We start from the raw sequence: 24,074 nt of genomic DNA, 5'->3' as shown, positions 1-24,074 counted from the left end.
GATCAGTTCTCGGCGGTGGTGCGCAGCGCCTCGAGCACCTGCGGGATGATCTGGTACACGTTGCCGCAGCCCAGCGTGATCACGACATCGCCGTCACGCGCGACGGTGGCGGTGTAGTCGGCGGCCTGCTGCCAGTCGGCGACGTAGTGCACGTGCTGCGGGTCGGCGAACGCGCCGCTGACCAGCTCGCCGGTGACCCCGGGGACCGGATCCTCACGCGCGCCGTACACGTCGAGCATGACGGTGTGATCAGCGAAATTCTCCAGCACGTCGGCGAACTCCTGGAACATGTGCTGGGTCCGGGAGTACGTGTGCGGCTGCTGGATCGCGATGATCCGTCCGGATCCGGAGATCGTGCGCATCGCCTCGAGCGCGGCGCGCACCTCGGTCGGGTGGTGCGAATAGTCGTCGTACACGCTGACGCCGCGCTCGGCGCCGTGCAGCTCGAGACGGCGCACGGTGCCGGCGAAGCCCTCGACCGCGCGGACGGCATCCGCCAGCGCATAGCCGAGGGTGCCGAGCACCGCTACGGCGCCCGCGGCGTTGATCGCGTTGTGCACGCCCGGGACGGCGAGCCGCAGGCGTGCGCTCTCGCCGCGGAAGGTCAGGGTGGCTGCGACCGCGCCGTCGGTGCGGATCTCCGTGATGCGCAGATCGGCGTCCTCGGCGAGCCCGAACGAGATGACGTTCGAATGCGTGATGCCCGCGCGCACGCGCAGGGCACCGGCGTCGTCGCTGGAGATCACGACGGCCTCGCTCGCCTCGTTCGCGAACGTCACGAAGGCGTCGTGGAACGCCTCGTCGGATCCGTAGTGGTCGAGGTGATCGGGGTCGACGTTCGTGATCAGCGCGACCGAGGTGTCGTACAGCAGGAAGGTGCCGTCGGATTCGTCCGCCTCGATGACGAACAGCTCGTCCTGGCCCGAGGAGCTCGAGACGCCGAGCTGCTCGATGACGCCGCCGTTGACGAAGTTGGGCTCGGCGCCGAGTTCGAGCAGCGCCGTGACGATCATGCCGGTCGACGTCGTCTTGCCGTGCGCGCCGGCGACCGAGACCAGGCGTCGTCCGCCGATCAGCCAGTGCAGCGCCTGGGAGCGGTGGATGACGTGCAGGCCGCGCTCCTTGGCGAGCAGGAACTCGGGGTTCTCCGGCCAGATCGCGCCGGTGTGCACCACGGTGTCGGCGTCGCCGAGGTTCGCGGCGTCATGACCGACGTGCACGTCGGCGCCGAGCGCGGCGAGGGCGCGCAGGTTGTCGCTGTCCGCACGGTCGCTCCCGGAGACGCGGATCCCGGCGTCGAGGAACATCCGGGCGAGGCCCGACATCCCGGATCCGCCGATGCCGATAAAGTGTGCAGCGGTGATGTGGTCCGGGATCGGCAGGGTGAGGTCGGGTCTGATCATGACTGAATCATCCTAAGTCGGGGCGCACTGGCGAAGGGCCTGGCTCGCCGGGTCGGGCGCGCGGTAGGCGCTCAGCGGCCGAGCGCGCGATCGGTCAGGGCGATCAGGTCCTCGGTGCCGGTGCGGGATCCGATGCGCGCGGCGGCCTGCGCCATCGCATCGAGCCGGCCCTGATCCTGCAGCAGCGGGATCACCTCGCTCCGGATCCGATCCGGGTCGAGGGCCGCGTCCTCGATCAGCACGGCGGCGCCGCTGTCGATGGCGGCGGCGGCGTTCAGCCGCTGCTCGCCGTTGCCGACCGCATAGGGCACGTAGATCGCGGGGATGCCCAACGCGCTGATCTCGCTGACGGTCGCCGATCCCGCGCGGGACAGGATCACATCGGACAGCGCGAACGCGAGATCCATCCGGTCCAGGTACCGGCGCAGCGCGTAGCCGGGCGCGCCGGGGTCGGCCATGTCGGAGCGGTCGCCCGTCGCGTGCAGGATCTGCCAGCCCGCGTCGAGGATGCTCCGCCAGGATCCGGCGATCGCCTCGTTCAGCCGCTGCGCGCCCAGCGAGCCGCCGAACACCAGCAGCACCGGCCGGTCCGGGTCGAGGCCGAACTCCGCGGCCGCCTCTGCGCGCAGGGCCGCCCTGTCCAGCTCGACGATCTCGCGGCGCAGCGGCATGCCGACCACGGTGCCGCCGCGCAGCGGCGTACCGGGGAAGGCGACGCCGACCGCGGCCGCACGACGCGCGCCGAGCACATTCGCCATCCCGGGGCGGGCGTTGGCCTCATGCACCACGAACGGGATCCGCTCGCGGCGGGCGGCGACGTAGGCGGGGGCGGACGCGTAGCCGCCGAAGCCGATGACCGCGTCGACGCCGCGTTCGCGGATGTACGCGCGGACCTGCTTCACGGCCCGGGCGAACCGGACGGGGAAGGCGAGGGCTGCGCCGTTGGGGCGCCGCGGGAACGGCACCTTGTCGATCGTGAGGAGGTCGTAGCCGCGCTCCGGCACCAGCCGCGCCTCCAGCCCCTCACGCGTGCCGAGCACGAGCACGCCCGACTCGGGATCGCGCGCGCGCAGGCCGTCGGCGACGGCGAGCAGCGGATTGACATGGCCGGCGGTTCCGCCGCCGGCCAGGAGATACGTGGTCACCGGGCGACTTTACCGGACCGGCCTGCGGCCCGGCTGCCCGCCGGAGTCTTGGCCTCCACGGGCAGGGAGCGCGCGAAGGACAGCAGCACTCCGCAGGCCAGCAGAACCGACAGCAGAGAGGTGCCGCCCTGCGACATGAAGGGCAGCGGCACGCCCAGCACCGGGAAGATGCGCAGCACCACGCCCACGTTGATCAGGGCCTGGGACAGGATCCACACCACGATGCCGCCGGAGGTGATGCGCACGAACAGGTCGTCGCTCCTGCGGATCATCCGGAACACCGCGACCGCGAACAGCACGAACAGCCCCAGCACCAGCGCGCAGCCGATCAGCCCGAGCTCCTCACCCACGATCGCGAAGATGTAGTCGTTCGACGCAGCGGGGAGCCATCCGTACTTCTGCTGGGAGTTGCCCAGACCGAGCCCGAAGATGCCGCCGTTGGCCATGCCCCAGATCGCATGCACCTGCTGATAACAGCCGCTCAGGTAGCAGCTGGCGTCGCTCTGCGCGCTGAACATGCTCAGGATCAGCGAGCGGCGCCGCTCGTTCGTGAATGCGAACACCAGCACCGCCGCCGCGATCAGCAACATCGGCAGGATGAAGATGCGCAGACGGACGCCGGAGAAGAACATCGTGCCCAGCAGCAGCAGGAACAGCACCATAGAGGTGCCGAGGTCGCCGCCGCCGTAGACGGAGCCGATGGCGAGGAACGCGACGGGCAGCAGCGGGATGAACACGTGCTGCCAGCGACCGAGCAGATCCTGCTTGCGCCACAGGATGAACCCGGCCCAGATCGCGAGCGAGAGCTTGATGAACTCGGAGGGCTGCAACAGCTGCCCGCCGACGTTCAACCAGTTCGTGTTGCCGTCGTTCTCGACGCCGAGAGGCGTGAACACCAGCATCTGCGCCCCGACCGCGACGATCAGCATCGGCCACGCCATGCGCTTCCAGAACGTCACCCGGAAGCGGCTCATCAGGAACATCAGCGGCACGCCGACGGCCGCGATCAGCGCCTGGATCAGCGCGATCGAGTACGGTCCCTTGCCCTGGCTGAGGGCGTTCGCGCTGGAGGCGGAGAGGATCATCACGAGCCCGAACACCGTGAGCAGCAGTGCCGTCGACGCGATCATCACGAATTCGCCGGACACCGGCCGGAAGATGCGACCGAGGCGCACCCGCGCGGCGAGCCCGTGGACGCGCGGCTCGGGCTCAGGCCTCGCGGAGGGGCGTGCTGCCACCTGCGTCACCGGCGCTCCCCTGATCGATCCACTGCCGTACCGCCTCGGCGAAGCGGTGTCCCCGATCCGCGTAGCTGCGGAACTGATCGAAGGACGCCGCCGCGGGAGCGAGGAGCACGGTGTCCCCATCCTGTGCGATGCCCGCCGCCAGTTCGACGACGCGGGTCATGACCTCTTCAGTGTCACCGGGGACCACCTCGATGACGTGCACTGCGGGCGCGTGTCGCGCGAACGCCTCGAGCACCTCGCCGCGGTCGACGCCGATCACGAGGGCCGCGCGGGCCGTGGCTCCGGCGCCCGCGATGAGGGCGGACACGTCGACGCCCTTCCAGTCGCCGCCGACGATCCAGATCGCCCCGGGGAACGCGCGCAGCGACGACTGCGCAGCATGCGGGTTCGTGGCCTTGGAGTCGTCGATCCAGGTGATGCCTCCCGCGCGCGCCACGACCTCGATCCGGTGCGCGTCGAGGCGGAAGCCGTCCAGGGCCGCGCCGATCGCGCCCGGCTCGACACCGAGCGATCGGGCCAGCGCGGCGGCGGCGAGGATGTTCTGCACGATGTGCGGGGCGCTCAGGCCGTGCGCGGCGAGGTCGCGCACCGTGGTCAGCTCGAGAGCGCTGTTGCGGCGGTCGTCGAGGAAGGCGCGGTCCGCGAGGATCCCCTCCACGACGCCGAAATCGCTGGGACCGGGGATACCGAGCCCGAAGCCGATCGCCCTCGCACCCTCGACGACCTCGGCCTCCTCGACCATCCGCAGGGTCGCCGCATCGGCCTTGTTGTACACGCACGCCACGCGGGTGTTGCGGTAGACGAGGGCCTTGGCCTCGCGATACGCCTCCGCGCTGCCGTGCCAGACCAGGTGGTCGTCGGCGAGGTTCAGGCAGGTCGCGGCATAGGGCACAGGCTGCGCCACCGGGTCCGTGAGGCCGAGGTACCAGAGCTGATGGCTGGAGAGCTCGACGACGAGCACGTCGAAGCCGGCGGGGTCGCGCACCGCGTCGAGCGCGGGGACGCCGATGTTGCCGCAGGGGGCGGCGCGCAGCCCTCCGGCGAGGAGCATTGACGCGGTGAGCTGCGTCGTGGTCGTCTTGCCGTTCGTGCCGGTGATCAGCACCCACTCGGCCGGCGTGCCGTCGGCGCGGAGTACCTTGTCGCGCACCCGCCAGGCCAGCTCGATGTCGCCCCACAGCGCGATGCCCTGAGTCCGGGTCCAGGCGATGATCGGGTGCGACGGCGAGAACCCGGGCGAGGCGATGAGGACCTCGGGTGCGAACGCGGCGAGCTCGGCGGGGACGACGTCGAGGTCCCCGATCCACAACTGTGCGCCCAGCACCGGCATCAGCCGCTGGTACTCCTCGGTGGCGCTCTCGCTGAGCACGAGCACTTCGGCGCCGAGCTCGGCGAGGGTGTCCGCGACCGAGAAGCCCGTCACGGACAGGCCGAGCACCGCGACTTTCAGACCCTGCCAGTCGGAATGCCAGCTGATCAGGGTGTCGAGGTCGCGGGTCATGAGCTGGTCAGCCTCAGCCACTCGACGTAGAACAGCCCGAACGCCGAGACCGCGAGCAGGCCCGCGATGATCCACATCCGCACCACGATCGTCGCCTCGGGCCAGCCGCGCATCTCGAGATGATGGTGGAACGGGCTCTGCAGGAACAGCCGCTTGCCGCGGGTGAGCTTGAAGTAGGTCAGCTGCACGATCACCGAGGCCGGGGCGATGATGAACACGCCGGCGAGCAGGATCAGCAGCAGCTCGGTGCGGGTGAGGATCGCCAGCGCCGCGATCACTCCGCCGATCGCCATGGATCCGACATCACCCATGAAGACCTTCGCCTGGGGTGCGTTCCACCACAGGAAGCCGATCAGCGCACCGACGAAGGACGCGGAGATCACGGCGAGATCGAACGGGTGCGCCACGTCGTAGCAACCTGCGAGCGAGGCCGGTGACAGGTTCTCGTCCGCGCAGGACTGCTTGAACTGCCAGAACGAGATGAGGCTGTAGGAGCCGATCACGAACACGGCGGCGCCTGCGGCCAGGCCGTCCAGCCCGTCGGTCAGGTTCACGCTGTTGGAGGCCGCGGTGCCGATGATCGAGAGCCAGGCGAGGTAGAGCAGCCAGCCGAGGATGGGCCCGAGCGCGAACAGCGACAGCACGGGGATGTCGCGGAACAGCGAGATGAAGCCGCTGGCCGGGGTGTTGCTGGATCCGCTGCGCACCGTGAGCGCGACGATCCCGAACGGCACCATGACCAGCACCTGCCCGACAATCTTGCGCCATCCGGACAGTCCGAGGCTGCGCTGCTGGCGCAGCTTCATGTAGTCGTCGATGAAGCCGACGGCTCCGAACCCGACCATGAGCCAGATCACGAGCAGACCGGAGACGGTCGGGTAGCTCCCGCCGGTGAACGTTCCCACGCCGTAGCCGACGATGGTGCCGAGGATGAAGATCACGCCGCCCATGGTCGGCGTGCCGCGCTTGGCGTAGTGGCTCGGGTTCTCGATCGCTTCGGGAGTGCGGATGACCTGCCCCCACCCCCACCTCCGGAACAGCCGGAGGAAGACCGGCGTGAGCAGGAGAGTGAACGCGAGGGAGATCGCGGCGGCGGTCAGCAGTGATCTCACGAGAACGATTCTCCCAGACGATCGCCGAGGAACCGGAGCCCGGCGGAATTGGACGACTTGACGAGCACCCTGTCGCCGGGGCGCAGCTCGTCCTTCAGGTAATCGAAGGCGGCGTCGGCGTCGGGCAGGTGCACGGCTTCGCCGTCCCAGGATCCCTCGCCCACGACGGCCAGGAACAGTCGGCGGGCTTCCGCGCCGACCACCACGATGCGCTGGATGTTCAGGCGCACGGCGAGCAGCCCGATGCGGTCGTGCTCCTCCCCCGCGGCCTCGCCGAGCTCGCTCATGGCGCCGAGCACGGCGACCGTGCGCTCACCGGGACCGGTGATCTGGGCGAGGGTGCGCAGGGCCGCGGCCATCGAGTCGGGGCTGGCGTTGTACGCGTCGTTGATGATGCGCACGGCGTCGCCGCCCATCGGCTGCATGCGCCAGCGCTCGGCGATCCGCACGGTCTCCAGGCGCGCGATGGCGTCGGCAGGCGCCACGCCGAGGGCGATCGCCGCGGCGATCGCCGCCAGCGCGTTGTTCACGTGGTGCGCGCCCAGCACCTGCAGCCGCAGGGGCAGTGCCTGTGCGTCGACGTGTCCGGGGACGGCGACGAACACGGTGCACGAGGTCCCCGACGCGGTCACGTCGATGTCGGCGGCGCGCACGTCGGCGGATCCCTGCCCGAAGCCGAGCACGCGCAGCCCGCGCGCCTCGGCGCCTGCGCGCATGGCGGCGACCCGGGGATCGTCCATGTTGAGCACCGCGGTGCCCGAAGCGGAGGCCGCGTCGATGAGCTCGGCCTTGGCGCGCGCGGTCTCCTCGATGCCGCCGAAGCCGCCGGCGTGCGCGAGCCCGACCATGAGCTCGACCACGACGTCGGGATGCACGAGACCCGCGAGGCGGGCGATCTCGCCGGGCGCGCTGGCACCGAACTCGCAGACGAGGAAGCGCGTCGTGTCCGTGATCCGGAGCATGGTCAGCGGGGCGCCGACCTCGTTGTTGTACGAGGCGACGGGCGCGATCGTCTCCCCCTCATCCTCCAGGATCCGGGCGAGGAAGTTCTTCGTCGTCGTCTTGCCGTTGGATCCGGTCACCCCGACCACGCGCAGGTCGCCGCCCGCACGCACGCGGGCCACCACGGCACGCGCGAGTGCCGCGAGGGCGTCGATGACGTCGGCGACGACGATCTGCGAGATCTCGTCCTCCACGAGGTGCTCCACGATCGCGAGGACCGCTCCGCCCTGGATCGCCGCGCCGATGAAGCGGTGTCCGTCGGTGTGTTCGCCGGGCTTGGCGATGAAGATGCCGCCCGCGACCATCTGACGCGAGTCGGTGTCGACGACGCCGGACACGATCGATGCGGGATCGTGATCGGACGCAGGGTGCAGGGTGCCGCCGATGATCTCGGCGATCTCCCCGAGGGACAGAGCGATCATGATGAGAAGGGATCCTCCGAGGCGATGACGCGCGGTGCGGCGACCGCGATCATTGCACGTACTTGGGGAGCAGCGGTTCCATCGGGACGGTCGACGGCTGCACGCGATAGGTCTTCAGCACCTGCGTCATCGCCTTCTGGAAGGCGGGCGCGGTGGCCGCTGACGAGGTTACCCTAGTGGGCTCGTCGAGGGTGACCACGACGACGTACTCCGGGTGGTCCGCCGGCGCGTAGCCGACCATGCTGGTGAAGTAGATGCCGTCCTTGTACGCGCCGGTCAGAGGATCGGGCTTCTGCGCGGTTCCGGTCTTCGCCGCGACCCGGTAGCCGGGGACCTTGATCATGTCGGACACGCTGCCCTGCACGGCGACGTTCTCGATCATCCGGCTGAGTTCGGCGTCGAGTCCGGCGTCCAGGATGCGCTGCGGCTTCGCCGCCGGGGCCTGGGTGACCTTGCCGTCGGCGCCCGTGCACGACTCGACCAGCGATAGCGGCACCTTCAGGCCGCCGTTCGCGATGGTCTGGTAGACGCTGGCGACCTGGGGTGCGGTGACGGTGTAGTACTGGCCGAACGTGGTCGTGTAGTGCGACTGGTAGTCCCAGTCCTTGACAGGGTGGATGATCCCGGATGCCTCACCCGGGAAGTCGATCGCGGTCTTGCTGCCCACGCCGAACTTCACCAGCTCGTCGTAGCGCTGCTGGTCGGTCACCATGTCGCCGTAGTGCGAGAGCGCGACGTTCGAGGAGTCGATGAGGGCGCCGGCCAGCGTGTACTGGTAAGCGGGGTGCTCGAACGCGTCGTTGATGACGGCGCCGTTCGGGAACTTCTCGTGGCTGGACGCCGTGACCGAGGTGGCGGGAGTGGCCCCGGCGTCCTGCATGACCGTGGCCGCGGTGATCGCCTTGAACGTCGAGCCCGGTTCGAAGCTGGTGCTGAAGATGCGCGATCCGCGGTCCGCGGCGTTGGAGGCGGCGGGGTCGTTGGGATCCACGCTGGGGAACTCGGCCGCCGCACGGATCTTGCCGGTGCCGACCTCCACCACGGTCACCGTGCCGCTCTTGGCGGCCTGGGTCTTGACTTCCTCGGAGATCATCTGCTGCAGGTACCACTGCAGTTCGGTGTTGATCGTGAGCTTCACGGTGCCGCCGTCGACCGCAGGCTTCTCGGTCGCGCTGCCGGGGATGATCACCCCGTCCTGACCGGTGAGGTAGGTCTCGGTGCCCTTGGTCGCGCTCAGGCACGAGTTCTGCGCCTCCTCGAGCCCCTCCTTGGCGCCGTCGCCCGCGATGAAGCCGATCAGGTTGCCGCCGACGGCGCCGTTGGGGTACACCCGCACGCTGCGGGAGACCGGCGTGAGGTAGTCGAGCCCCAGCGCGCGGATCTTCAGGAACTGGTCGGTGCTCAGTCCCTTCTTGATCATCGCGTACTGCGAGTCCGCGTTCTCCGCCAGCGCGTCGGAGGCGATCTTGCGCACCTCGTCGCCGGTCTGGCCTGTGATCGCCGCGATCTTGTCTGCGGCCTTCGCCCAGGGCAGCTTCGGCTTGTTCTTCGAGGTCTCCAGGCCGCGCATCGCCTTCGGATCCATCTGCAGGTCGTAGACGAGCTGGCTCTCCGCGAGGACGGTGCCGTTCTGATCCACGATCGAGCCGCGGGCGCCGTCCAGGGTGCGCGTGACACCGAGACTGTTATCGACCGAGTCCTTCACGTTGGCGGCCGCGTTCACCACCTGGATGTCCACCAGGCGCACCAGGAAGCCGACGATGACGGCCAGGATCACGGCGAGGGCGATGACGGTCCGGCGCCGCGGCGTCCGGGTCGCTCGGGTGGTCATGGGATCTCCGTCCGGTGCGCGCTGTCTGTCGGTCAGGATCCGGGGTGGCGCCCGGGTCAGTGGATCGTGGGAGTCGGCAGGCCTTCTGCCGTCGGCGGGGCCGGTGCCTGCGTCGCCGGCGCTGTCCCCGTCTTCGGTTGTACGCCTGTGCCGGGCTTCGCGGCGGAGGCGTTGCTCGGCGTGTCGCGGACCAGCGCGTTCGCGACGCCGTCCTTGGTGGGGTCCACGGTCGATGACCACGCCGCGGGACCGGCGGCGCCGATGACGCTGCCGTCGCTGAGGCGGAGGTAGTTCGTGCTGCCGCCGACGACCAGACCCATCTTCGCGGCCTGGGTCGCGAGGGCCTGCGGCGAGCTGATCCCGTCCAGATCCTGGGCCGCGGCCTGCGCCTGCCAGTTCAGCTCCTTGCTGTGCCGGCTCAGCTGGGCGACGACGAACGAGTCCTGGGTGGTCGCGATCGACAGCCCGATCTGCGCTGCGCCGATGAGCGCCGCTCCGGCCAGCGCGACGATCGCGTACGCGAGCCGGGGACGACGGCGCCGTGAGGGGCGCTCGACCGCCCGGAGGTGGCGGGACCGGATCGGCTCATCGAGCTCCGGCTGCTGCAGTGTCCGTTCTGCCAGGCTCATCGCGCGGCGCTCCTCTGATCGTCTCTCACACGTTCTGCGGCGCGCAGGCGCACCGGGATCGCCCGCGGGTTGACCGCGCGCTCGGCCTCGTCGGCCTGCTCTGCGCCCTTGGTCAGCATCCGGAACCGGGGCGCGTGCTCCGGCAGCTCGACCGGGAGCCCGGCGGGCGCCGTCGACGCCGAGGCTGCGGCGAACGCCTGCTTGACGAGCCGGTCCTCCAGCGACTGGTACGACATCACGACGATGCGCCCGCCCACGGCCAGGGCGCCCATCGCTGCCGGGATCGCATCCGCGAGCACGTTCAGCTCCCGGTTCACCTCGATCCGCAGCGCCTGGAACACCCGCTTGGCGGGATGTCCTGCCCGCTGCACGGCCGCGGGGGTCGCCGCCTGCAGAATGTCCACCAGCTGTCCAGAGCGCTCCAGCGGTGCGCTCTGTCGGGCGTGCACGATGGCCCTCGCATAGCGGCCCGCGAGCTTCTCCTCGCCGTAGCGCTCGAAGATCCGGCGCAGCTGCCCCTCGCTGAACGTCGCGAGCACCTCGGCGGCGGTCGTGCCGGAGGTCTGATCCATCCGCATGTCCAGCGGGGCGTCCTTCGCGTAGGCGAAGCCGCGCTCGGCCTCGTCCAGCTGCAGCGAGGAGACGCCGAGGTCGAACAGGATCCCGGACGCGCGCTCACCGTCGGGGCCGAGGGCGTGCTCGCCGATCCCGTCGTACACCGTGTGCACGAGCGTGACGCGGTCGCCGAAGCGGGCGAGCCGCTCCCCCGCGATCCGCAGGGCGTCGGTGTCGCGATCCAGTCCGATCAGGCGGATGTTCGGCAGCCGCTCGAGGAACGCCTCGGCGTGTCCGCCCATCCCGAGCGTGGCGTCGACGAGGATCGCGCCGTCGTGCTGCAGGGCGGGGGTCAGCAGCTCGACGCAGCGGTCGAGCATCACAGGGGTGTGGATCCGTCGGATGTCCATGAGCTCCTCGTGGTCCGACCCGGACTCTGATCCCCATCCGCTCGACCCGGCACCGGGGAAGGTGCGCCGGGGCGGGAGCGGCTGGGAGTCACAGCCAGGGTCAGAACAGGCCGGGGATCACCTCCTCCTCCAACTCGGCGAATGCGTCTTCGTGTCCTTCGGCGTAGGCGTTCCACGCCGTCGCGTCCCAGATCTCGGCGTGCGCGCCGACACCGGTGACGATGAGCTCCTTACCCAGCCCCGCATAGGTGCGCAGGTGAGCGGGGAGCGTGATCCGGTTCTGGCTGTCCGGCATCTCGGCGCTGGCGCCGGAGAGGAACATCCGCAGGAACGCCCGCGCTTCCTTGTTGCTCAGCGGAGCCTGACGGATCCGCTCGTGCACGCTCTCGAACTCCGTCGTGCTGAACACGTAGAGACAGCGATCCTGGCCACGCGTGACCACGACACCGCCCGCCAGATCCTCGCGGAACTTGGCGGGGAGGATGACGCGCCCCTTGTCGTCGAGCTTGGGGGAATGCGTACCGAGCAACATGCGCCCCGCCCCCTTCCGCCCCGCTCCACGACGTTTCCTCCACTTTACTCCACTTTGCTCCATTTTGATACCCATTCGTCATCCCGAGCGGCTTTTCGGAGATACGACGAAGGCCCCCGATCCGCGGATTTCCGCGGGTCAGGGGCCGGTGGAGGGAAAGGGAGGACGGGTGGAGGAAGAGGGAGGATCAGCGCAACACAGAGGGTCCGGACGCCGCGGCGTCCGGACCCTCAGAAACGTGTGTCGAGGAGGTCAGTGATCCTCGTGGCGACGATCCCAGCGATCGTTCATGCGATCCATGAAGGACGGCGAAGGCTCTTTCGTCTTCGTCCCGGATCCCTCACCGCGCCCGCTGGTGCGGCGCACGGGCGTGAAGGCCAGCATCAGGCCGCCGAGCATGGCGGCGAAGGCGATCACTCCGATGATGATCCCGCCGACGCCGCCGACGGCGACCCCGGCGATCAGTCCGCCGATGCCGGCCAGCAGCAGCACGGTGCCGTAGATCAGGTTGCGATAGCTGAGCGCGCGGTCGCCGGTGTGCGCGGAGACGACATCGGCGTCGTTCTGCATGAGATGGCGTTCCATCTCATCGAGCAGGCGCTGCTCCTGTTCGGAGAGTGGCATTTCATCCCCCTCGGGTGGTCTTGAGCACAGTCTACGCGCGCGGAGAACCGGCAGGCTAGGAAATCACCTTGGAGTTGGGGGAAGGATCCCGCCCGAGGCCCGCGTCGGTCGCCGCCGCGCTCACTAAGCTGGAGCGGTGGCCGCCCGCTCCGATCTCATCGACCAGGTCTCCGCCCGCCTGACCGGCTTCGTGGAGCGGATGCGCGCGGAGACGGAGGCCTACGGACCGGACGCCGCGACGCTGGTCTCCGCCGCCGAGAGCGCCCTTCACGGCGGCAAGCGCCTGCGCGCCCGCTTCTGCCACGCCGGCTGGGCCGCGGTGGCAGGGCTCCGCGGAAACGCGGGAGAACCGATGGGCCTCTGGGACGCCTGTGCGGCGCTCGAGGTGTTCCAGTCCGCGGCGCTCGTGCACGACGACCTGATCGACAACTCGGACACCCGCCGAGGGCGGCCCGCCGCACATCGCGCTCTCGAGTCCGGCCATCTGGACCGCGGCTGGAGCGGCAATCCGGCCGAGTTCGGGCGCGCCTCCGCCGTGCTGCTCGGCGACCTGCTCGTGGCGTGGAGCGATGATCTGCTGGAGTCCGGCATCGCCGGGGATCCGCATGCGGGCGCCGTGCGCGCCGAGTACGCCAGGATGCGCCGCGACGTGACGATCGGGCAGTTCCTGGACATCGCCGAAGAGTCCGCGTGGAGCGTGAACGACGACGCGGAGCACGCCGAGCGGGCTCTGCGTGTCGTGTCGCTCAAGTCCGCCCGCTACAGCGTCGAGCAGCCGCTGCTGATCGGCGCGGCTCTCGCCGGCGCGGATCAGACGCAGCGCACGGCTCTGCGTGCGTTCGGCCATCCGCTCGGGATGGCGTTCCAGCTCCGCGACGACGTGCTCGGCGTCTTCGGAGACGAACGCGTCACCGGCAAGCCCGCCGGAGACGACCTCCGCGAAGGCAAGCGCACGCTCCTGATCGCATGGACCAGAGAGGCTCTCGCCGCACCGGGACGGCGCCTGGTCGATGAGCTGCTCGGGGATCCTCAGCTGACTCCGGATCAGATCGCGAGCCTGCAGGCGACGATCGCGGAGTCCGGCGCACTCGGGCGCGTGGAACGGCTGATCGCCGACTACGCGGCCGATGGCGAGGCGGCCCTCAGCGGCGCCCCTCTGGACGCGGGCGCGCTCGAGTTGCTGAGCGGGCTGGCCAGGGACGCGACCCAGCGCACCGCCTGACGGGTGCGATCAGGCCAGCGAGCGCGCCACCCGGCGCACCTCGCTCTTGTGGCCGTCGCGGAGCGCCGCAATCGGCGAGCGCCCGATCGACTCCTCCTCGGCGAGCAGCCAGTCGATCGTCTCGTCGTCGGTGAAGCCTGCGTCCTTCAGCACGATGATCGTGCCGCGCAGCGACGGGAGCGGCCGCTCCTCCACCAGGAAGAGGGCGGGGACCGCGAGCGGGCCGTTCCGGCGCGAGCCGACGAGATGCTGCTCGTCGAACAGGCGATGCACCCGTCCCAGCGGCTCGCCGAGCATCTCGACCAGATCGGGAAGGGTCAGCCATTCGACCGGCGCAGCCGCCGTTTCCGTTTCAGACACCCAGCCATGATCTCACCTCGGCGCCGTCGTCCGAGCCGATCACGAAATCACATTCGCCACTTCCTGCGCATGGATCACTTCCATCACGGCAATTGACTCTGGTGAACTTCCGTGACACGGTCTTTCTATCGACGCGCATCGAGGCGCGTGCGGTATAAGACGTCCGAATCGGGGGATCCATGACGACCACACCGCTTCCGCGCCGCGCGTTGAGCCTCGCTCTGCCGACCGCCGTGCTCACCACGGTCGCGACGGCGCTCGCCGCGCTTCCGGCCCATGCCGAGACCTTCTCCGCGCAGCGCCCAGAGCCGCATCTCGTCGCGCTGCCCCTCACGCCGCACCCGGCGTCGGTCTCGCCGCGGCTCGAAACCGCCCCCGCCGGCGGCAGCTACACGGTGCAGTCCGGCGACACGCTGTGGGACATCGCCGTCCGGTTCGAGACCACGGTGGGCGCACTGATCGCCGCGAACGGGCTCAGCCGCGACAGCATCCTGCAGCCGGGGCAGGTGCTGCTGCTCTCCCCCGCGGCGGCTCCCGCACCCGCCGCGGCACCTGCGGCGCCCGCACCCACGAACTCGGGTGCGTCCTACGTCGTGGTCACCGGCGACACGCTGTGGTCGATCGCGCACGAGCACGGCACCACCGTCGCGGCGCTCTACGCGGCCAACGCTCTCGGACCAGATTCGGTCATCTACCCGGGTCAGGCACTCCGACTCGACGGCGCCGCCGCGGCTCCCGCGTCCGCTCCGACTGCGCCGGCGGCGGCGGAAGCACCCGCTCCGGCCCCGGCTGGCGGCGGCTACACCGTGGCGGCCCAGGACACGCTGTGGTCGATCGCGCACGAGCACGGCACGACCGTCGCCGCGCTGTACGCCGCGAACGGCCTCGGCCCGGGCTCGATCATCTACCCCGGGCAGACGCTGCAGCTCGCACCCGTCCCTGTCCCCGCCCCGGCAGCCGCCCCGCCCGCTCCCGTCGTGGACACCTACACCGCACCGCAGGTGACGCTCTCTGCGGAGCAGACCGCGAACGCGCAGCACATCATCCAGATCGGCCGTCAGCTCGGCGTCCCCGACCGCGGGATCGTCATCGCTCTCTCGACGGCGATGGTCGAATCGGCGCTCACCAACCACCCGGGCGGGGATCGCGACTCCATCGGCCTGTTCCAGCAGCGCCCGAGCACCGGGTGGGGCACGGCGGAGCAGATCAGCGACGCAGGCTACGCGATCACCGCGTTCTTCCGGGGCACGCCGTCGACGAACGGCCTGCTCGACATCCCCGGCTGGCAGGATCTCCCGGTCAGCGACGCGGCGCAGGATGTGCAGATCTCGGCCTTCCCGGCCCGCTACGGACTGTGGGAGCCGCAGGCGGACGCCTGGCTCGCCGCGCTGGGCTGAATCCGCACCGATACCGCATCGTGATGCGGGCGGAATAGGGCCCGCACGCGAGCCGTTGCCGCCTCTCACAGGCAGTTCTTCATAGACTCTTGCCGTGACGACCAGCCAACAAGCCGACCCCCTCATCGGGCGGCTCGTCGACGGTCGCTACCGGGTGCGCGCCCGGATCGCGCGCGGCGGCATGGCCACCGTCTATGTCGCGACCGACCTGCGGCTCGAGCGGCGCATCGCCCTCAAGGTCATGCACGGTCATCTGAGCGACGACTCGGTGTTCCAGAGCCGCTTCATCCAGGAGGCGCGCGCCGCGGCCCGGCTGGCGGATCCGCATGTCGTCAACGTCTTCGACCAGGGTCAGGACGGCGAGCTCGCCTACCTCGTCATGGAGTATCTGCCGGGGATCACGCTGCGCGAGCTGATGCGAGAGCAGCGCCGGCTCACCGTGCCGCAGACCATCACGATCATGGACGCGGTGCTGTCCGGCCTCGCCGCCGCGCACCGCGCCGGCATCGTGCATCGCGACGTCAAGCCGGAGAACGTGCTGCTGGCCGAGGACGGCCGGATCAAGATCGGCGACTTCGGCCTGGCCAGGGCGACGACGGCGAACACCGCGTCCGGCGCGCAGCTGATGGGCACGATCGCGTACCTCGCCCCCGAACTGGTCACCCGCGGCACGGCCGACGCCCGCAGCGACATCTACGCGCTGGGCATCATGCTCTACGAGATGCTCGTCGGCGAGCAACCGTACAAGGGCGAGCAGCCCATGCAGATCGCCTTCCAGCACGCGACCGATTCGGTGCCGCGGCCGAGCGTGCGCAATCCCGGAGTCCCTGAGCCGCTCGACGAGCTCGTGCTGTGGGCGACCGAGAAGTCTCCGGACGAACGTCCGAACGACGCTCAGGAGATGCTCGACCGGCTGCGCGCCATCGAGCACGAACTGGGGGTGGCGCCGAGTCCCACGACGGCGAAGACGAGCGTCATCCCGATGCGCGACACCGGCGATCAGACCCTGATCCTGCCCGGCATCACCGCCCCGACAGCGCCGACCGCGGTCGCCGACGTCGCCGTCGACAACGCGACGCTGCTGCGCCGCCGCGCCGCCCAGCGTCGTTCCCGCGGGGCCTTCCTGCTCGTGCTGGTGCTGCTGCTCGCGGCCGCCGCCGGTGCGGCGGGCTGGTGGTTCGGATCCGGACCCGGATCCCAGCTGTCGGTCCCTGATGTCGCGGGCAAGACCTGGGAGGTCGCCTCAGCTCAGCTCGTCAAGGACGGCATGAAGCCGGTCCAGGCGCAGGAGAACTCGCTCGACGTGAAGACCGGGCTCGCGATCCGCAGCACCCCGGGTGCGGGAACGCGCGTGGACAAGAACGCGAAGGTCACGGTCGTGATCTCGACCGGCCCGGCCGTGGTCGCCATCCCGAAGCTGAACGAGCTGACGCAGGATCAGGCCAAGCAGGCCTTGAAACCGCTGCATCTCCAGCTGCAGGACACGGTCATGCTGTTCTCCCGTGCCGACAACGGGATCGTGATCAACGCCGAGGTGACTCCGCGCGGCGGTGCCACGGTCGAGTGCGGCGAGGGCTGCAGCGCCCACCAGGGCGACGCGATCCGGCTCCTCGTCTCCCTGGGCTCCGTGCCGGACGTGTCGGGGATGACCGTCGGCGACGCCACGAACCGGCTCGTCGGCGTGGGCCTGAAGGTCAATCCCGATGTGAACTCCGAGTACAGCGACACCGTGCCGAAGGACCGCGTGCTGGGCTACGCCGACCGCGACGGCGGCGGCAACTGGCGCCCCGGCGACACGATCACGCTCGACGTGTCGAAGGGCCCGCAGCTGTTCGACGTCCCGAACGTCGTCGGTATGACTCGAGACAAGGCAAAAGCTACGCTCAGCGACGCAGGATTCAAGGTCAGCTATAGCCCATTGTGGGATGCAGTCGTAGATGGCGTCACAAAGGTGAGCTCGCAAGATCCATCCGACAAAGCGCCCAAAAACGCGACCGTGACGATTACGATCACAGGCTCGTTCTAAGTCGACGCCCCCAGAGGAACATCCGGAGCGCAGCGACCGTGAGGTCGAGCGGCAGGCATCGGGATTGGCGGGAGCAGGCGCTCCCGAGCTTGCGAGGGAGCGCCTGCGGGGGACCGCGCGCTCGACCTCACGGTCGCGGAGCGGGTCCCCGCGCGGTCAGTCCCGAGGCGTCAGCGCTTCTCGAGCTCCTCGGCGACGAGGAAGGCCAGCTCGAGCGACTGCATGTGGTTCAGGCGCGGGTCGCAGAGCGACTCGTAGCGGGTCGCGAGCGCGGCCTCGTCGATGTGCTCGGATCCGCCCAGGCACTCCGTGACGTCGTCGCCGGTGAGCTCCACGTGGATCCCGCCGGGGAAGGTCCCCACGGCACGGTGCGCCTCGAAGAAGCCGCGCACCTCGTCGACCACGTCGTCGAAGCGACGGGTCTTGTAACCGGTCGGCGTCGTGATGCCGTTGCCGTGCATCGGGTCGGTCACCCACAGCGGCTGCGCGCCGGAATCCTTCACGGCCTGCAGCAGCGGCGGCAGGGCATCGCGGATCTTGCCCGCCCCCATGCGCGTGATGAAGGTGAGACGTCCCGGCTCGCGCTCGGGGTCGAGTTTGTCGATCAGCGCGAGCGCGGTCTCCGGCGAGGTCGTGGGGCCGAGCTTCACGCCGATGGGGTTGCGGATCTTCGAGAAGTAGTCGACGTGCGCGCCGTCCAGTTCGCGGGTGCGCTCGCCGATCCAGAGGAAGTGCGCCGAGGTGTTGTACGGCGTCAGCGTGCGCGAGTCGATGCGGGTCATCGGGCGCTCGAAGTCCATCAGCAGGCCCTCGTGGCCGGTGAAGAACTCGACGCGCTTGAGCTCGTCGAAGTCGGCGCCCGCGGCCTCCATGAACTTGATGGCGCGGTCGATCTCGGCGGCCATCCGCTCGTAGCGCTGGTTCGCCGGGTTCTGCGCGAAGCCCTTGTTCCACGAATGCACCTCGCGGAGGTCCGCGAACCCGCCCTGGGTGAACGCGCGGATCAGGTTCAGCGTCGATGCCGCGGTGTTGTAGCCCTGCAGCAGCCGGCCGGGGTTCGCGACGCGCGATCCCTCGGTGAAGTCGTAGCCGTTGACGATGTCGCCGCGGTACGCGGGCAGGGTGACGTCGCCGCGGGTCTCGGTGTCGCTCGAGCGCGGCTTGGCGAACTGGCCCGCCATGCGCCCCATCTTGACCACGGGCATCGAGGCGCCGTAGGTGAGCACGACGGCCATCTGCAGGACCGTCTTGATGCGGTTGCGGATCTGGTCGGCGGTGGCGCCGGCGAACGTCTCGGCGCAGTCGCCGCCCTGCAGCAGGAACGCGCGCCCCGAGGCCGCGCGTGCGAGGCGATCGCGGAGGTTGTCCACCTCGCCGGCGAACACCAGCGGCGGCAGCACGGAGATCTGCGCGGAGACCTCCGCGACGCGCTCGGCGTCAGGCCATTGCGGCTGCTGCTTGATGGGAAGAGTGCGCCACGAGTCGAGGTCCAGAGGCTGGGGCATCCCCCTATCCTAGGGCGCGCGCGAGCACCCGGATCGCCTCAGCGGGCCTGTGTGACAGCGGCCAGACGCTCCTTGACAGTGGACGCGTAGACGTCCTCGTAGGTCTGCTCCCCCAGCCGCTGCAAGGCCACCATGATCTCGTCCGTCACGGAGCGCAGGATGTAGCGGTCGTTCTCCATCCCGGCGTAGCGGGAGAAGTCCAGCGGCTCCCCGATCACGATGCCGACACGCATGATCTTCGGGATCCGCTGCCCGGTCGGCATCGCGACGTCGGTGTCGACCATGACGACGGGGACCACCGGCACCTTCGCCTCGAGTGCCATCCGTGCGATGCCGGTGCGGCCGCGGTACAGCTTGCCGTCGGGGCTGCGCGTGCCCTCTGGATAGATCCCGAGCAGGTCGCCGCGGCCGAGGACGCGGAGGCCGGTGTTGAGCGAGGCCTCGGAGGCCTTGCCCCCCGAGCGGTCGATGGGCAGCTGCCCGGTGCCCTTCATGAACATCCTGGTGGCCCAGCCCTTGAGGCCGCGCCCCGTGAAGTAGTCGCTCTTCGCGAGGAAGGACATCTTCCGGTCCAGCATGAGCGGCAGGAAGATCGAGTCGGAGAAGGACAGGTGGTTGCTCGCCATGATGGCCGCGCCCGAGGTCGGGACGTGCGAGCGCCCCACGATCCACGGTCGGAAGATCGCCTTCACCAGCGGCCCGATCGCAATGTTCTTCATGAACCAGTAGATCATCGCCCGCAGTCTATCCCGCCCTGTCACCGGGCACGAGGGCACGACGCCTGCGATGCGACGCAGTTTCAAGAACGGTGCGACTGAATGTCACGCGCGCGGCCTCCTCCCCAGGCGCCGCATGGCATAGACTCCAGACAAGCATGTACCCGTTTCGGTACCGAAGGAGTTGCCGTGATCCAGTTCGAAGTTCCCGCGATCGTCCCCGCCGCCCCCCAGGACAACATCACCGACCTCCTCGAGCAGCGCGTGCAGAAGACCCCGAGCCTCGCGCTGTTCTCGGTGCCCGACGGCGCCGGCTGGCGCGACATCACCGCCGCCGACTTCCGCACGTCGGTCATCGCCCTGGCCAAGGGCTTCGTCGCCGCAGGGATCCAGCCGGGCGAGAAGGTCGGCTTCCTCGCGCGCACCACCTATGAGTGGACGCTCGTCGACTTCGCGCTGTTCTACGCCGGCGCGGTCATGGTCCCGATCTACGAGACCAGCTCGCCGTCGCAGATCCAGTGGATCCTCGAGGACTCCGGTGCGATCTCGCTGATGGTCGAGAACCCCGACCACTTCGCGCGTTTCGACGAGGTGCGCAGCGACCTTCCGCTCGTCCGCACGGTGTGGCAGATGCACCTGGATGCGATCGCGCAGCTCACCGCGCAGGGCGTCGACGTGCCGGATGAGGAGATCGAACGCCGCCGCACCATCGCGAACGCCGCCGACATCGCCACCCTGATCTACACGTCCGGATCCACCGGGCGCCCCAAGGGCTGCGTGCTCACACACAGCAACTTCGTGGAGCTGTGCCGCAACGCCGCGAAGTCGCTCGACGACGTCGTGTCCATCCAGGGCGCGTCGACGGTGCTGTTCATCACCACCGCGCACGTGTTCGCCCGGTTCATCTCGATCCTCGACATCCACGCCGGCGTGCGCACCGGCCACCAGCCGGACACCCGGCAGCTGCTGCCGGCGCTCGGATCCTTCAAGCCGACCTTCCTGCTCGCGGTCCCGCGCGTGTTCGAGAAGGTCTACAACTCGGCCGAGCAGAAGGCCGAGGCGGGCGGGAAGGGCAAGATCTTCCGGGCCGCTGCGGCGACCGCGATCGAGCACTCGCGGCTGCGCGAGGAGGGCGCGAAGATCCCGTTCGGGATGCGCGTGAAATTCGCACTGTTCGACAAGCTCGTGTACGCGAAGCTCCGCGCCGCGATGGGCGGCAACGTGCAGTACGCGATCTCCGGATCCGCGCCGCTCGGCGCCCGCCTGGGGCACTTCTTCCACAGCCTCGGCGTGGTGATCCTGGAGGGCTACGGCCTCACCGAGACCACGGCCCCCGCGACCGTCAACCTCGCCGACAAGGCGAAGATCGGCACGGTCGGCCCCGCCCTTCCCGGTGTCGGCCTGCGTCTCGGCGACGACGGCGAGATCGAGGTGCGCGGCGTCAACGTCTTCAAGGAGTACTGGAACAACCCCGAGGCGACCGCCGCCGCCTTCGACGGCGACTGGTTCCGCACCGGCGACCTGGGCTCGTTCGACGACGAGGGCTTCCTCACGATCACCGGGCGCAAGAAGGAGATCATCGTCACCGCGGGCGGCAAGAACGTCTCCCCCGCCGCCCTCGAGGATCCGATCCGCGCGAACCCGATCGTGAGTCAGGTCGTCGTGGTGGGAGACGCGAAGCCGTTCATCTCGGCCCTGGTCACGCTCGACCCCGAGATGCTGCCCTCCTGGCTGTCGAACAATGGTCTCCCCTCTGACATGACGCTCGCGGACGCCGCGACCAACGACGCGGTGCGGGCCGAGGTGCAGCGCGCCATCGACACGGCGAACACGCGCGTGTCGCGGGCGGAGTCGATCCGCAAGTTCACGATCCTGCCGACCGAGTGGACCGAGGCCAGCGGACACCTCACCCCGAAGCTGTCGATCAAGCGCAACGTGATCCTGAGCGACTTCGCCCCGCAGATCGCCGAGCTCTACAACCAGACCACGGCGACCACCACCGTCCCCCTGGGCTGACCGCACGCTCGACGACCCCGAAGAGGGAGCGCAGGGGGCGTGATCTCGTCCGCGCAGGCACCGGGTCTGGCGGGAGCGGGACTCCGGAGCTTGCGACGGAGTCCCGCTCGGGACCGCGCGGACGAGATCACGACCCCGGAGCGGGCCAGATCACGGCCCCGGAGCCGCCGCGATCCGATCAGCCCCTCAGAACCAGGAGCTCTCGCGCACCTCGCGCATCGCTCTCTTGCGGGTCTCCGGATCCAGCCGGGAGAGGTAGACCTTGCCGTCCAGGTGGTCGGTCTCGTGCTGCAGGGCCTGGGCCAGCAGCCCCTCCCCCTCCAGGATGACCGGCTCACCGTCGAGGTCGATGCCCTCCACGCGGGCCCACGGGTGCCGCAGGGCGTCGTGCCACAGCCCCGGCACCGACAGGCAGCCCTCGCCGGTCGGCACCGCTTCGCCGCGCACCTCGGTCAGCACCGGGTTGATGACGTAGCCGATGTCACCGTCGATGTTGTAGCTGAACGCCCGCAGCGCGACGCCGATCTGGGGCGCGGCCACTCCTGCCCGGCCCGGCAGCTCGACGCTGTCGACGAGGTCGGCGATGAGCGCGCGGACGCCGTCGTCGATCGTCCCGATCTCGGCGCACACCGTGCGCAGCACCGGGTCGCCGAAGAGGCGGATCTCTCTGACCGTCATCAGGCTGCCTGCGCCCGGAGGCCCTCGACCACGACGGCGGCCAGCTCGCGCGCGGCACGCCGGGTCTCCGGCTGCAGTGCGGAGTAGGTGATGGCGCTGCCCGCGGCGATCTGCGAGTCGTACGGGATCCGCAGCACGTGCGCGACCCTGGTCCGGAAATGCGCCTCCAGTTCGTCCAGGCGCACCATGGGCGTTCCCGGGGTCGACTGGTTGAGCACCACGACCGCTGCGCGCACCTTGTCCGCGTAGCCGTTCGTCTCCAGCCAGGTGAGCGTCTCGGAGGCGAGACGCGCCTCATCCACGCTGAGCCCGGCGACGATCACGATCGTGTCCGCGTGTTCCAGCGTCGCCCCCATCACGGAGTGCACGATCCCGGTGCCCGTGTCGGTGAGCACGAGCGAGTAGTAGTGCGCCGCGACCGAGGCCACCTGCTCGTAGTCGATGTCGCTGAACGCCTCGGAGACGCGGGGGTCGGCGTCGGAGGCGAGCACGTCGAGCCGGGTGCCGTCGCGCGACACCACGGCGGAGATGTCGTGATACCCGGTGACCTGATCGTGGATGCGGACGAGGTCGCGCACGGTCTTGCTGTTGGTCCGCGCGATGCGATCGGCCAGGGTCCCGCGGTCGGGGTTCGCATCGACGGCGATGACCCGGTCCTCTCGCGCATCGGCCAGCGCCATGCCGAGCAGCGCCGTCACCGTGGTCTTGCCGACGCCGCCCTTGCGGCTGAGCACCGGCACGAACCGCGCCGTGCCGGGCAGCGGAGCCGCGATGCGCGCACTCAGTGCCTTGCGCTCCTTGGCGCGCCTGCCGTCGCCGAGGTTGATCCGACGCCCGGACACCGCGTACACCAGGTGGCTCCAGAGCCCCTCCGGCTCGGGCCTGTGCAGCTGGCTCGGATCGAGCAGCCGGTCGGCGGTGAGCAGATCCGCGCTCTCCCGCTCGCGATCGGCGAACTGGTCCAGGCGACGCGAGACGAGCTCGGACTCCGGGACGTGAGCGGATTCAGGGGTCACGATCTCCTCCTCGGCGGCAGGAACGGAGGTGTGCACGGCGAGCACCGGCATCGGGGCGATCTCGTCCGGCGCGCCGACTCCGTCGTGCTCCGCGTGCGCGGGCTCCACGGGCGAGGGCTCTTCGTGCGCGAGCTCCGCCTGCACGGGTCCGGGGGTGGGTTCGACGGACTCGGACGCCTCGACGTCGTCGACCTCGGCCAGGCCCGTTTCCAGGCCGGCCGCCTCGCGGTGCTCGACGACCTGCTCCGTCGCACGCGCGACGTCCGGCTCGCGCTCGGACGGGGGTGTCGTGTCCGTTGCGTGAGCCTCGGTCGCCTCATCGGCGTGCTCGGCATCCGCACCATCGTCCACGAGCTCTGCCACGACCACGTCCGTCGCGGAACCGGCCGGGATCTCGATCACGATGTCCGAGACGTCGAAACCCTGGTGGATCCGTCCGATGCCGTCGTCCTCGCGGACGAAAGCCGCCGGATCCGCGTCGAGCACGCGGTCGCCATACGCCTCGCCGTCGACGACGTCGTCATCCACGAGATCGTCGTCCTCGACGCCCGGCAGCGTCACCGGAACCTGGGCGGTCGCGTCGCCGAGCAGGCCGATGCCTGCCGTGCCGATGTCGACGGCGCTGTCAAGGACGCCGAGACTGTCGTCGGCGTCCTCGGGTGGCGGATTCCTGCGTTCTGTGGTCATGTTGTGTCTCCCCGGGACGCCCTCCCCTCGAGCGCGTC

The 24,074-nt window shown here is 69.8% G+C and carries 20 protein-coding genes; 4 read left to right on the top strand and 16 right to left on the bottom strand.

The genetic code is table 11. The annotated features are described in order from the left end of the window. Positions 1 to 2: 2 nt before the first annotated feature. The 11 genes from murC to ABD882_RS12600 form a co-directional block, all read right to left on the bottom strand. Positions 3 to 1,403: a UDP-N-acetylmuramate--L-alanine ligase gene (murC, locus tag ABD882_RS12650; protein ID WP_345187444.1), complete on the bottom strand. Its 1,401-nt coding sequence runs from the start codon at positions 1,401 to 1,403 to the stop codon at positions 3 to 5. A 71-nt stretch (positions 1,404 to 1,474) separates the two neighbouring features. Next, positions 1,475 to 2,548, bottom strand: coding sequence for a UDP-N-acetylglucosamine--N-acetylmuramyl-(pentapeptide) pyrophosphoryl-undecaprenol N-acetylglucosamine transferase (locus ABD882_RS12645; protein ID WP_345187442.1), 1,074 nt, complete (start codon positions 2,546 to 2,548; stop codon positions 1,475 to 1,477). After that, on the bottom strand, positions 2,545 to 3,795 hold the full coding sequence (locus tag ABD882_RS12640; protein WP_345187440.1) for an FtsW/RodA/SpoVE family cell cycle protein: 1,251 nt from the start codon (positions 3,793 to 3,795) through the stop codon (positions 2,545 to 2,547). Before ABD882_RS12640 ends, ABD882_RS12645 begins: the two co-directional genes overlap by 4 nt. Continuing rightward, positions 3,758 to 5,296 carry a UDP-N-acetylmuramoyl-L-alanine--D-glutamate ligase gene (murD, locus tag ABD882_RS12635; RefSeq protein WP_345187439.1) on the bottom strand — a complete coding sequence of 513 codons (1,539 nt, stop codon included), beginning with the start codon at positions 5,294 to 5,296 and terminating at the stop codon, positions 3,758 to 3,760. Before murD ends, ABD882_RS12640 begins: the two co-directional genes overlap by 38 nt. Next, a complete protein-coding gene (gene mraY, locus ABD882_RS12630) occupies positions 5,293 to 6,408 on the bottom strand; it encodes a phospho-N-acetylmuramoyl-pentapeptide-transferase (protein ID WP_345187437.1) in 1,116 nt (371 codons plus the stop codon). The genes murD and mraY overlap by 4 nt, the downstream gene beginning before the upstream one ends. Continuing rightward, a complete protein-coding gene (locus ABD882_RS12625; RefSeq protein ID WP_345187435.1) occupies positions 6,405 to 7,832 on the bottom strand; it encodes a UDP-N-acetylmuramoyl-tripeptide--D-alanyl-D-alanine ligase in 1,428 nt (475 codons plus the stop codon). The genes mraY and ABD882_RS12625 overlap by 4 nt, the downstream gene beginning before the upstream one ends. Positions 7,833 to 7,881: 49 nt before the next feature. Further along, positions 7,882 to 9,663 (bottom strand): peptidoglycan D,D-transpeptidase FtsI family protein, encoded by a 1,782-nt coding sequence (locus ABD882_RS12620; protein WP_345187433.1) that lies wholly within the window; start codon positions 9,661 to 9,663, stop codon positions 7,882 to 7,884. Between the two features lie 56 nt (positions 9,664 to 9,719). Continuing rightward, positions 9,720 to 10,292 carry a cell division protein FtsL gene (gene ftsL, locus ABD882_RS12615; protein WP_345187431.1) on the bottom strand — a complete coding sequence of 191 codons (573 nt, stop codon included), beginning with the start codon at positions 10,290 to 10,292 and terminating at the stop codon, positions 9,720 to 9,722. Next, positions 10,289 to 11,257: a 16S rRNA (cytosine(1402)-N(4))-methyltransferase RsmH gene (gene rsmH, locus ABD882_RS12610; RefSeq protein ID WP_345187429.1), complete on the bottom strand. Its 969-nt coding sequence runs from the start codon at positions 11,255 to 11,257 to the stop codon at positions 10,289 to 10,291. Before rsmH ends, ftsL begins: the two co-directional genes overlap by 4 nt. Positions 11,258 to 11,357: 100 nt before the next feature. Further along, positions 11,358 to 11,789 (bottom strand): division/cell wall cluster transcriptional repressor MraZ, encoded by a 432-nt coding sequence (mraZ, locus tag ABD882_RS12605; protein ID WP_345187427.1) that lies wholly within the window; start codon positions 11,787 to 11,789, stop codon positions 11,358 to 11,360. A gap of 252 nt (positions 11,790 to 12,041) precedes the next feature. Continuing rightward, the gene (locus ABD882_RS12600; RefSeq protein WP_345187425.1) at positions 12,042 to 12,413 is read right to left on the bottom strand and encodes a DUF3040 domain-containing protein; all 372 of its coding nucleotides are present in this window, start codon (positions 12,411 to 12,413) and stop codon (positions 12,042 to 12,044) included. 136 nt (positions 12,414 to 12,549) lie between these two features. Here ABD882_RS12600 and ABD882_RS12595 point away from each other — a divergent pair, with 136 nt between their 5' ends. Further along, positions 12,550 to 13,635 (top strand): polyprenyl synthetase family protein, encoded by a 1,086-nt coding sequence (locus tag ABD882_RS12595; protein WP_345187423.1) that lies wholly within the window; start codon positions 12,550 to 12,552, stop codon positions 13,633 to 13,635. Between the two features lie 9 nt (positions 13,636 to 13,644). Here ABD882_RS12595 and ABD882_RS12590 read toward each other — a convergent pair whose 3' ends face one another. Continuing rightward, the gene (locus tag ABD882_RS12590; RefSeq protein ID WP_345187421.1) at positions 13,645 to 13,995 is read right to left on the bottom strand and encodes an Rv2175c family DNA-binding protein; all 351 of its coding nucleotides are present in this window, start codon (positions 13,993 to 13,995) and stop codon (positions 13,645 to 13,647) included. 179 nt (positions 13,996 to 14,174) lie between these two features. Between ABD882_RS12590 and ABD882_RS12585 the strand changes: the two genes are divergently transcribed. Both ABD882_RS12585 and pknB read left to right on the top strand, forming a co-directional pair. Then, entirely contained in the window at positions 14,175 to 15,392 is a 1,218-nt protein-coding gene (locus ABD882_RS12585) for a muramidase family protein (RefSeq protein ID WP_345187419.1), read from the top strand. A 94-nt stretch (positions 15,393 to 15,486) separates the two neighbouring features. Next, positions 15,487 to 17,418 carry a Stk1 family PASTA domain-containing Ser/Thr kinase gene (gene pknB / locus ABD882_RS12580; RefSeq protein WP_345187417.1) on the top strand — a complete coding sequence of 644 codons (1,932 nt, stop codon included), beginning with the start codon at positions 15,487 to 15,489 and terminating at the stop codon, positions 17,416 to 17,418. Between the two features lie 170 nt (positions 17,419 to 17,588). Here the strand turns inward: pknB and ABD882_RS12575 are convergent, their stop codons facing one another. Then, positions 17,589 to 18,923 carry a class II 3-deoxy-7-phosphoheptulonate synthase gene (locus ABD882_RS12575; protein WP_345187416.1) on the bottom strand — a complete coding sequence of 445 codons (1,335 nt, stop codon included), beginning with the start codon at positions 18,921 to 18,923 and terminating at the stop codon, positions 17,589 to 17,591. A gap of 38 nt (positions 18,924 to 18,961) precedes the next feature. Next, entirely contained in the window at positions 18,962 to 19,657 is a 696-nt protein-coding gene (locus tag ABD882_RS12570; protein ID WP_345187414.1) for a lysophospholipid acyltransferase family protein, read from the bottom strand. 171 nt (positions 19,658 to 19,828) lie between these two features. On the opposite strand from ABD882_RS12570, the gene ABD882_RS12565 reads away from it, so the two are divergent. Beyond that, positions 19,829 to 21,655, top strand: coding sequence for an AMP-dependent synthetase/ligase (locus ABD882_RS12565; RefSeq protein WP_345187412.1), 1,827 nt, complete (start codon positions 19,829 to 19,831; stop codon positions 21,653 to 21,655). A 186-nt stretch (positions 21,656 to 21,841) separates the two neighbouring features. Here the strand turns inward: ABD882_RS12565 and ABD882_RS12560 are convergent, their stop codons facing one another. Both ABD882_RS12560 and ABD882_RS12555 read right to left on the bottom strand, forming a co-directional pair. Then, the gene (locus tag ABD882_RS12560; protein WP_345187410.1) at positions 21,842 to 22,333 is read right to left on the bottom strand and encodes a peptide deformylase; all 492 of its coding nucleotides are present in this window, start codon (positions 22,331 to 22,333) and stop codon (positions 21,842 to 21,844) included. Beyond that, the gene (locus tag ABD882_RS12555) at positions 22,333 to 24,036 is read right to left on the bottom strand and encodes a MinD/ParA family ATP-binding protein (protein ID WP_345187408.1); all 1,704 of its coding nucleotides are present in this window, start codon (positions 24,034 to 24,036) and stop codon (positions 22,333 to 22,335) included. Before ABD882_RS12555 ends, ABD882_RS12560 begins: the two co-directional genes overlap by 1 nt. Between the last annotated feature and the right edge of the window lie 38 nt (positions 24,037 to 24,074).

Origin of the sequence: Microbacterium panaciterrae, from assembly GCF_039541635.1 — a bacterium.
GTDB classification, from domain to species: domain Bacteria; phylum Actinomycetota; class Actinomycetes; order Actinomycetales; family Microbacteriaceae; genus Microbacterium; species Microbacterium panaciterrae.
This window is presented reverse-complemented; position numbering and strand designations above follow the sequence as displayed.

Excerpts from the sequence above, each read along its gene's own strand:
- murC (WP_345187444.1), bottom strand. The coding sequence starts at position 1,403 with ATGATCAGACCCGACCTCACCCTGCCGATCCCGGACCACATCACCGCT.
- murD (WP_345187439.1), bottom strand. The coding sequence starts at position 5,296 with ATGACCCGCGACCTCGACACCCTGATCAGCTGGCATTCCGACTGGCAG.
- ABD882_RS12625 (WP_345187435.1), bottom strand. The coding sequence starts at position 7,832 with ATGATCGCTCTGTCCCTCGGGGAGATCGCCGAGATCATCGGCGGCACC.
- ABD882_RS12620 (WP_345187433.1), bottom strand. The coding sequence starts at position 9,663 with ATGACCACCCGAGCGACCCGGACGCCGCGGCGCCGGACCGTCATCGCC.
- ftsL (WP_345187431.1), bottom strand. The coding sequence starts at position 10,292 with ATGAGCCTGGCAGAACGGACACTGCAGCAGCCGGAGCTCGATGAGCCG.
- rsmH (WP_345187429.1), bottom strand. The coding sequence starts at position 11,257 with ATGGACATCCGACGGATCCACACCCCTGTGATGCTCGACCGCTGCGTC.
- mraZ (WP_345187427.1), bottom strand. The coding sequence starts at position 11,789 with ATGTTGCTCGGTACGCATTCCCCCAAGCTCGACGACAAGGGGCGCGTC.
- ABD882_RS12600 (WP_345187425.1), bottom strand. The coding sequence starts at position 12,413 with ATGCCACTCTCCGAACAGGAGCAGCGCCTGCTCGATGAGATGGAACGC.
- ABD882_RS12585 (WP_345187419.1), top strand. The coding sequence starts at position 14,175 with ATGACGACCACACCGCTTCCGCGCCGCGCGTTGAGCCTCGCTCTGCCG.
- ABD882_RS12575 (WP_345187416.1), bottom strand. The coding sequence starts at position 18,923 with ATGCCCCAGCCTCTGGACCTCGACTCGTGGCGCACTCTTCCCATCAAG.
- ABD882_RS12570 (WP_345187414.1), bottom strand. The coding sequence starts at position 19,657 with ATGATCTACTGGTTCATGAAGAACATTGCGATCGGGCCGCTGGTGAAG.
- ABD882_RS12560 (WP_345187410.1), bottom strand. The coding sequence starts at position 22,333 with ATGACGGTCAGAGAGATCCGCCTCTTCGGCGACCCGGTGCTGCGCACG.
- ABD882_RS12555 (WP_345187408.1), bottom strand. The coding sequence starts at position 24,036 with ATGACCACAGAACGCAGGAATCCGCCACCCGAGGACGCCGACGACAGT.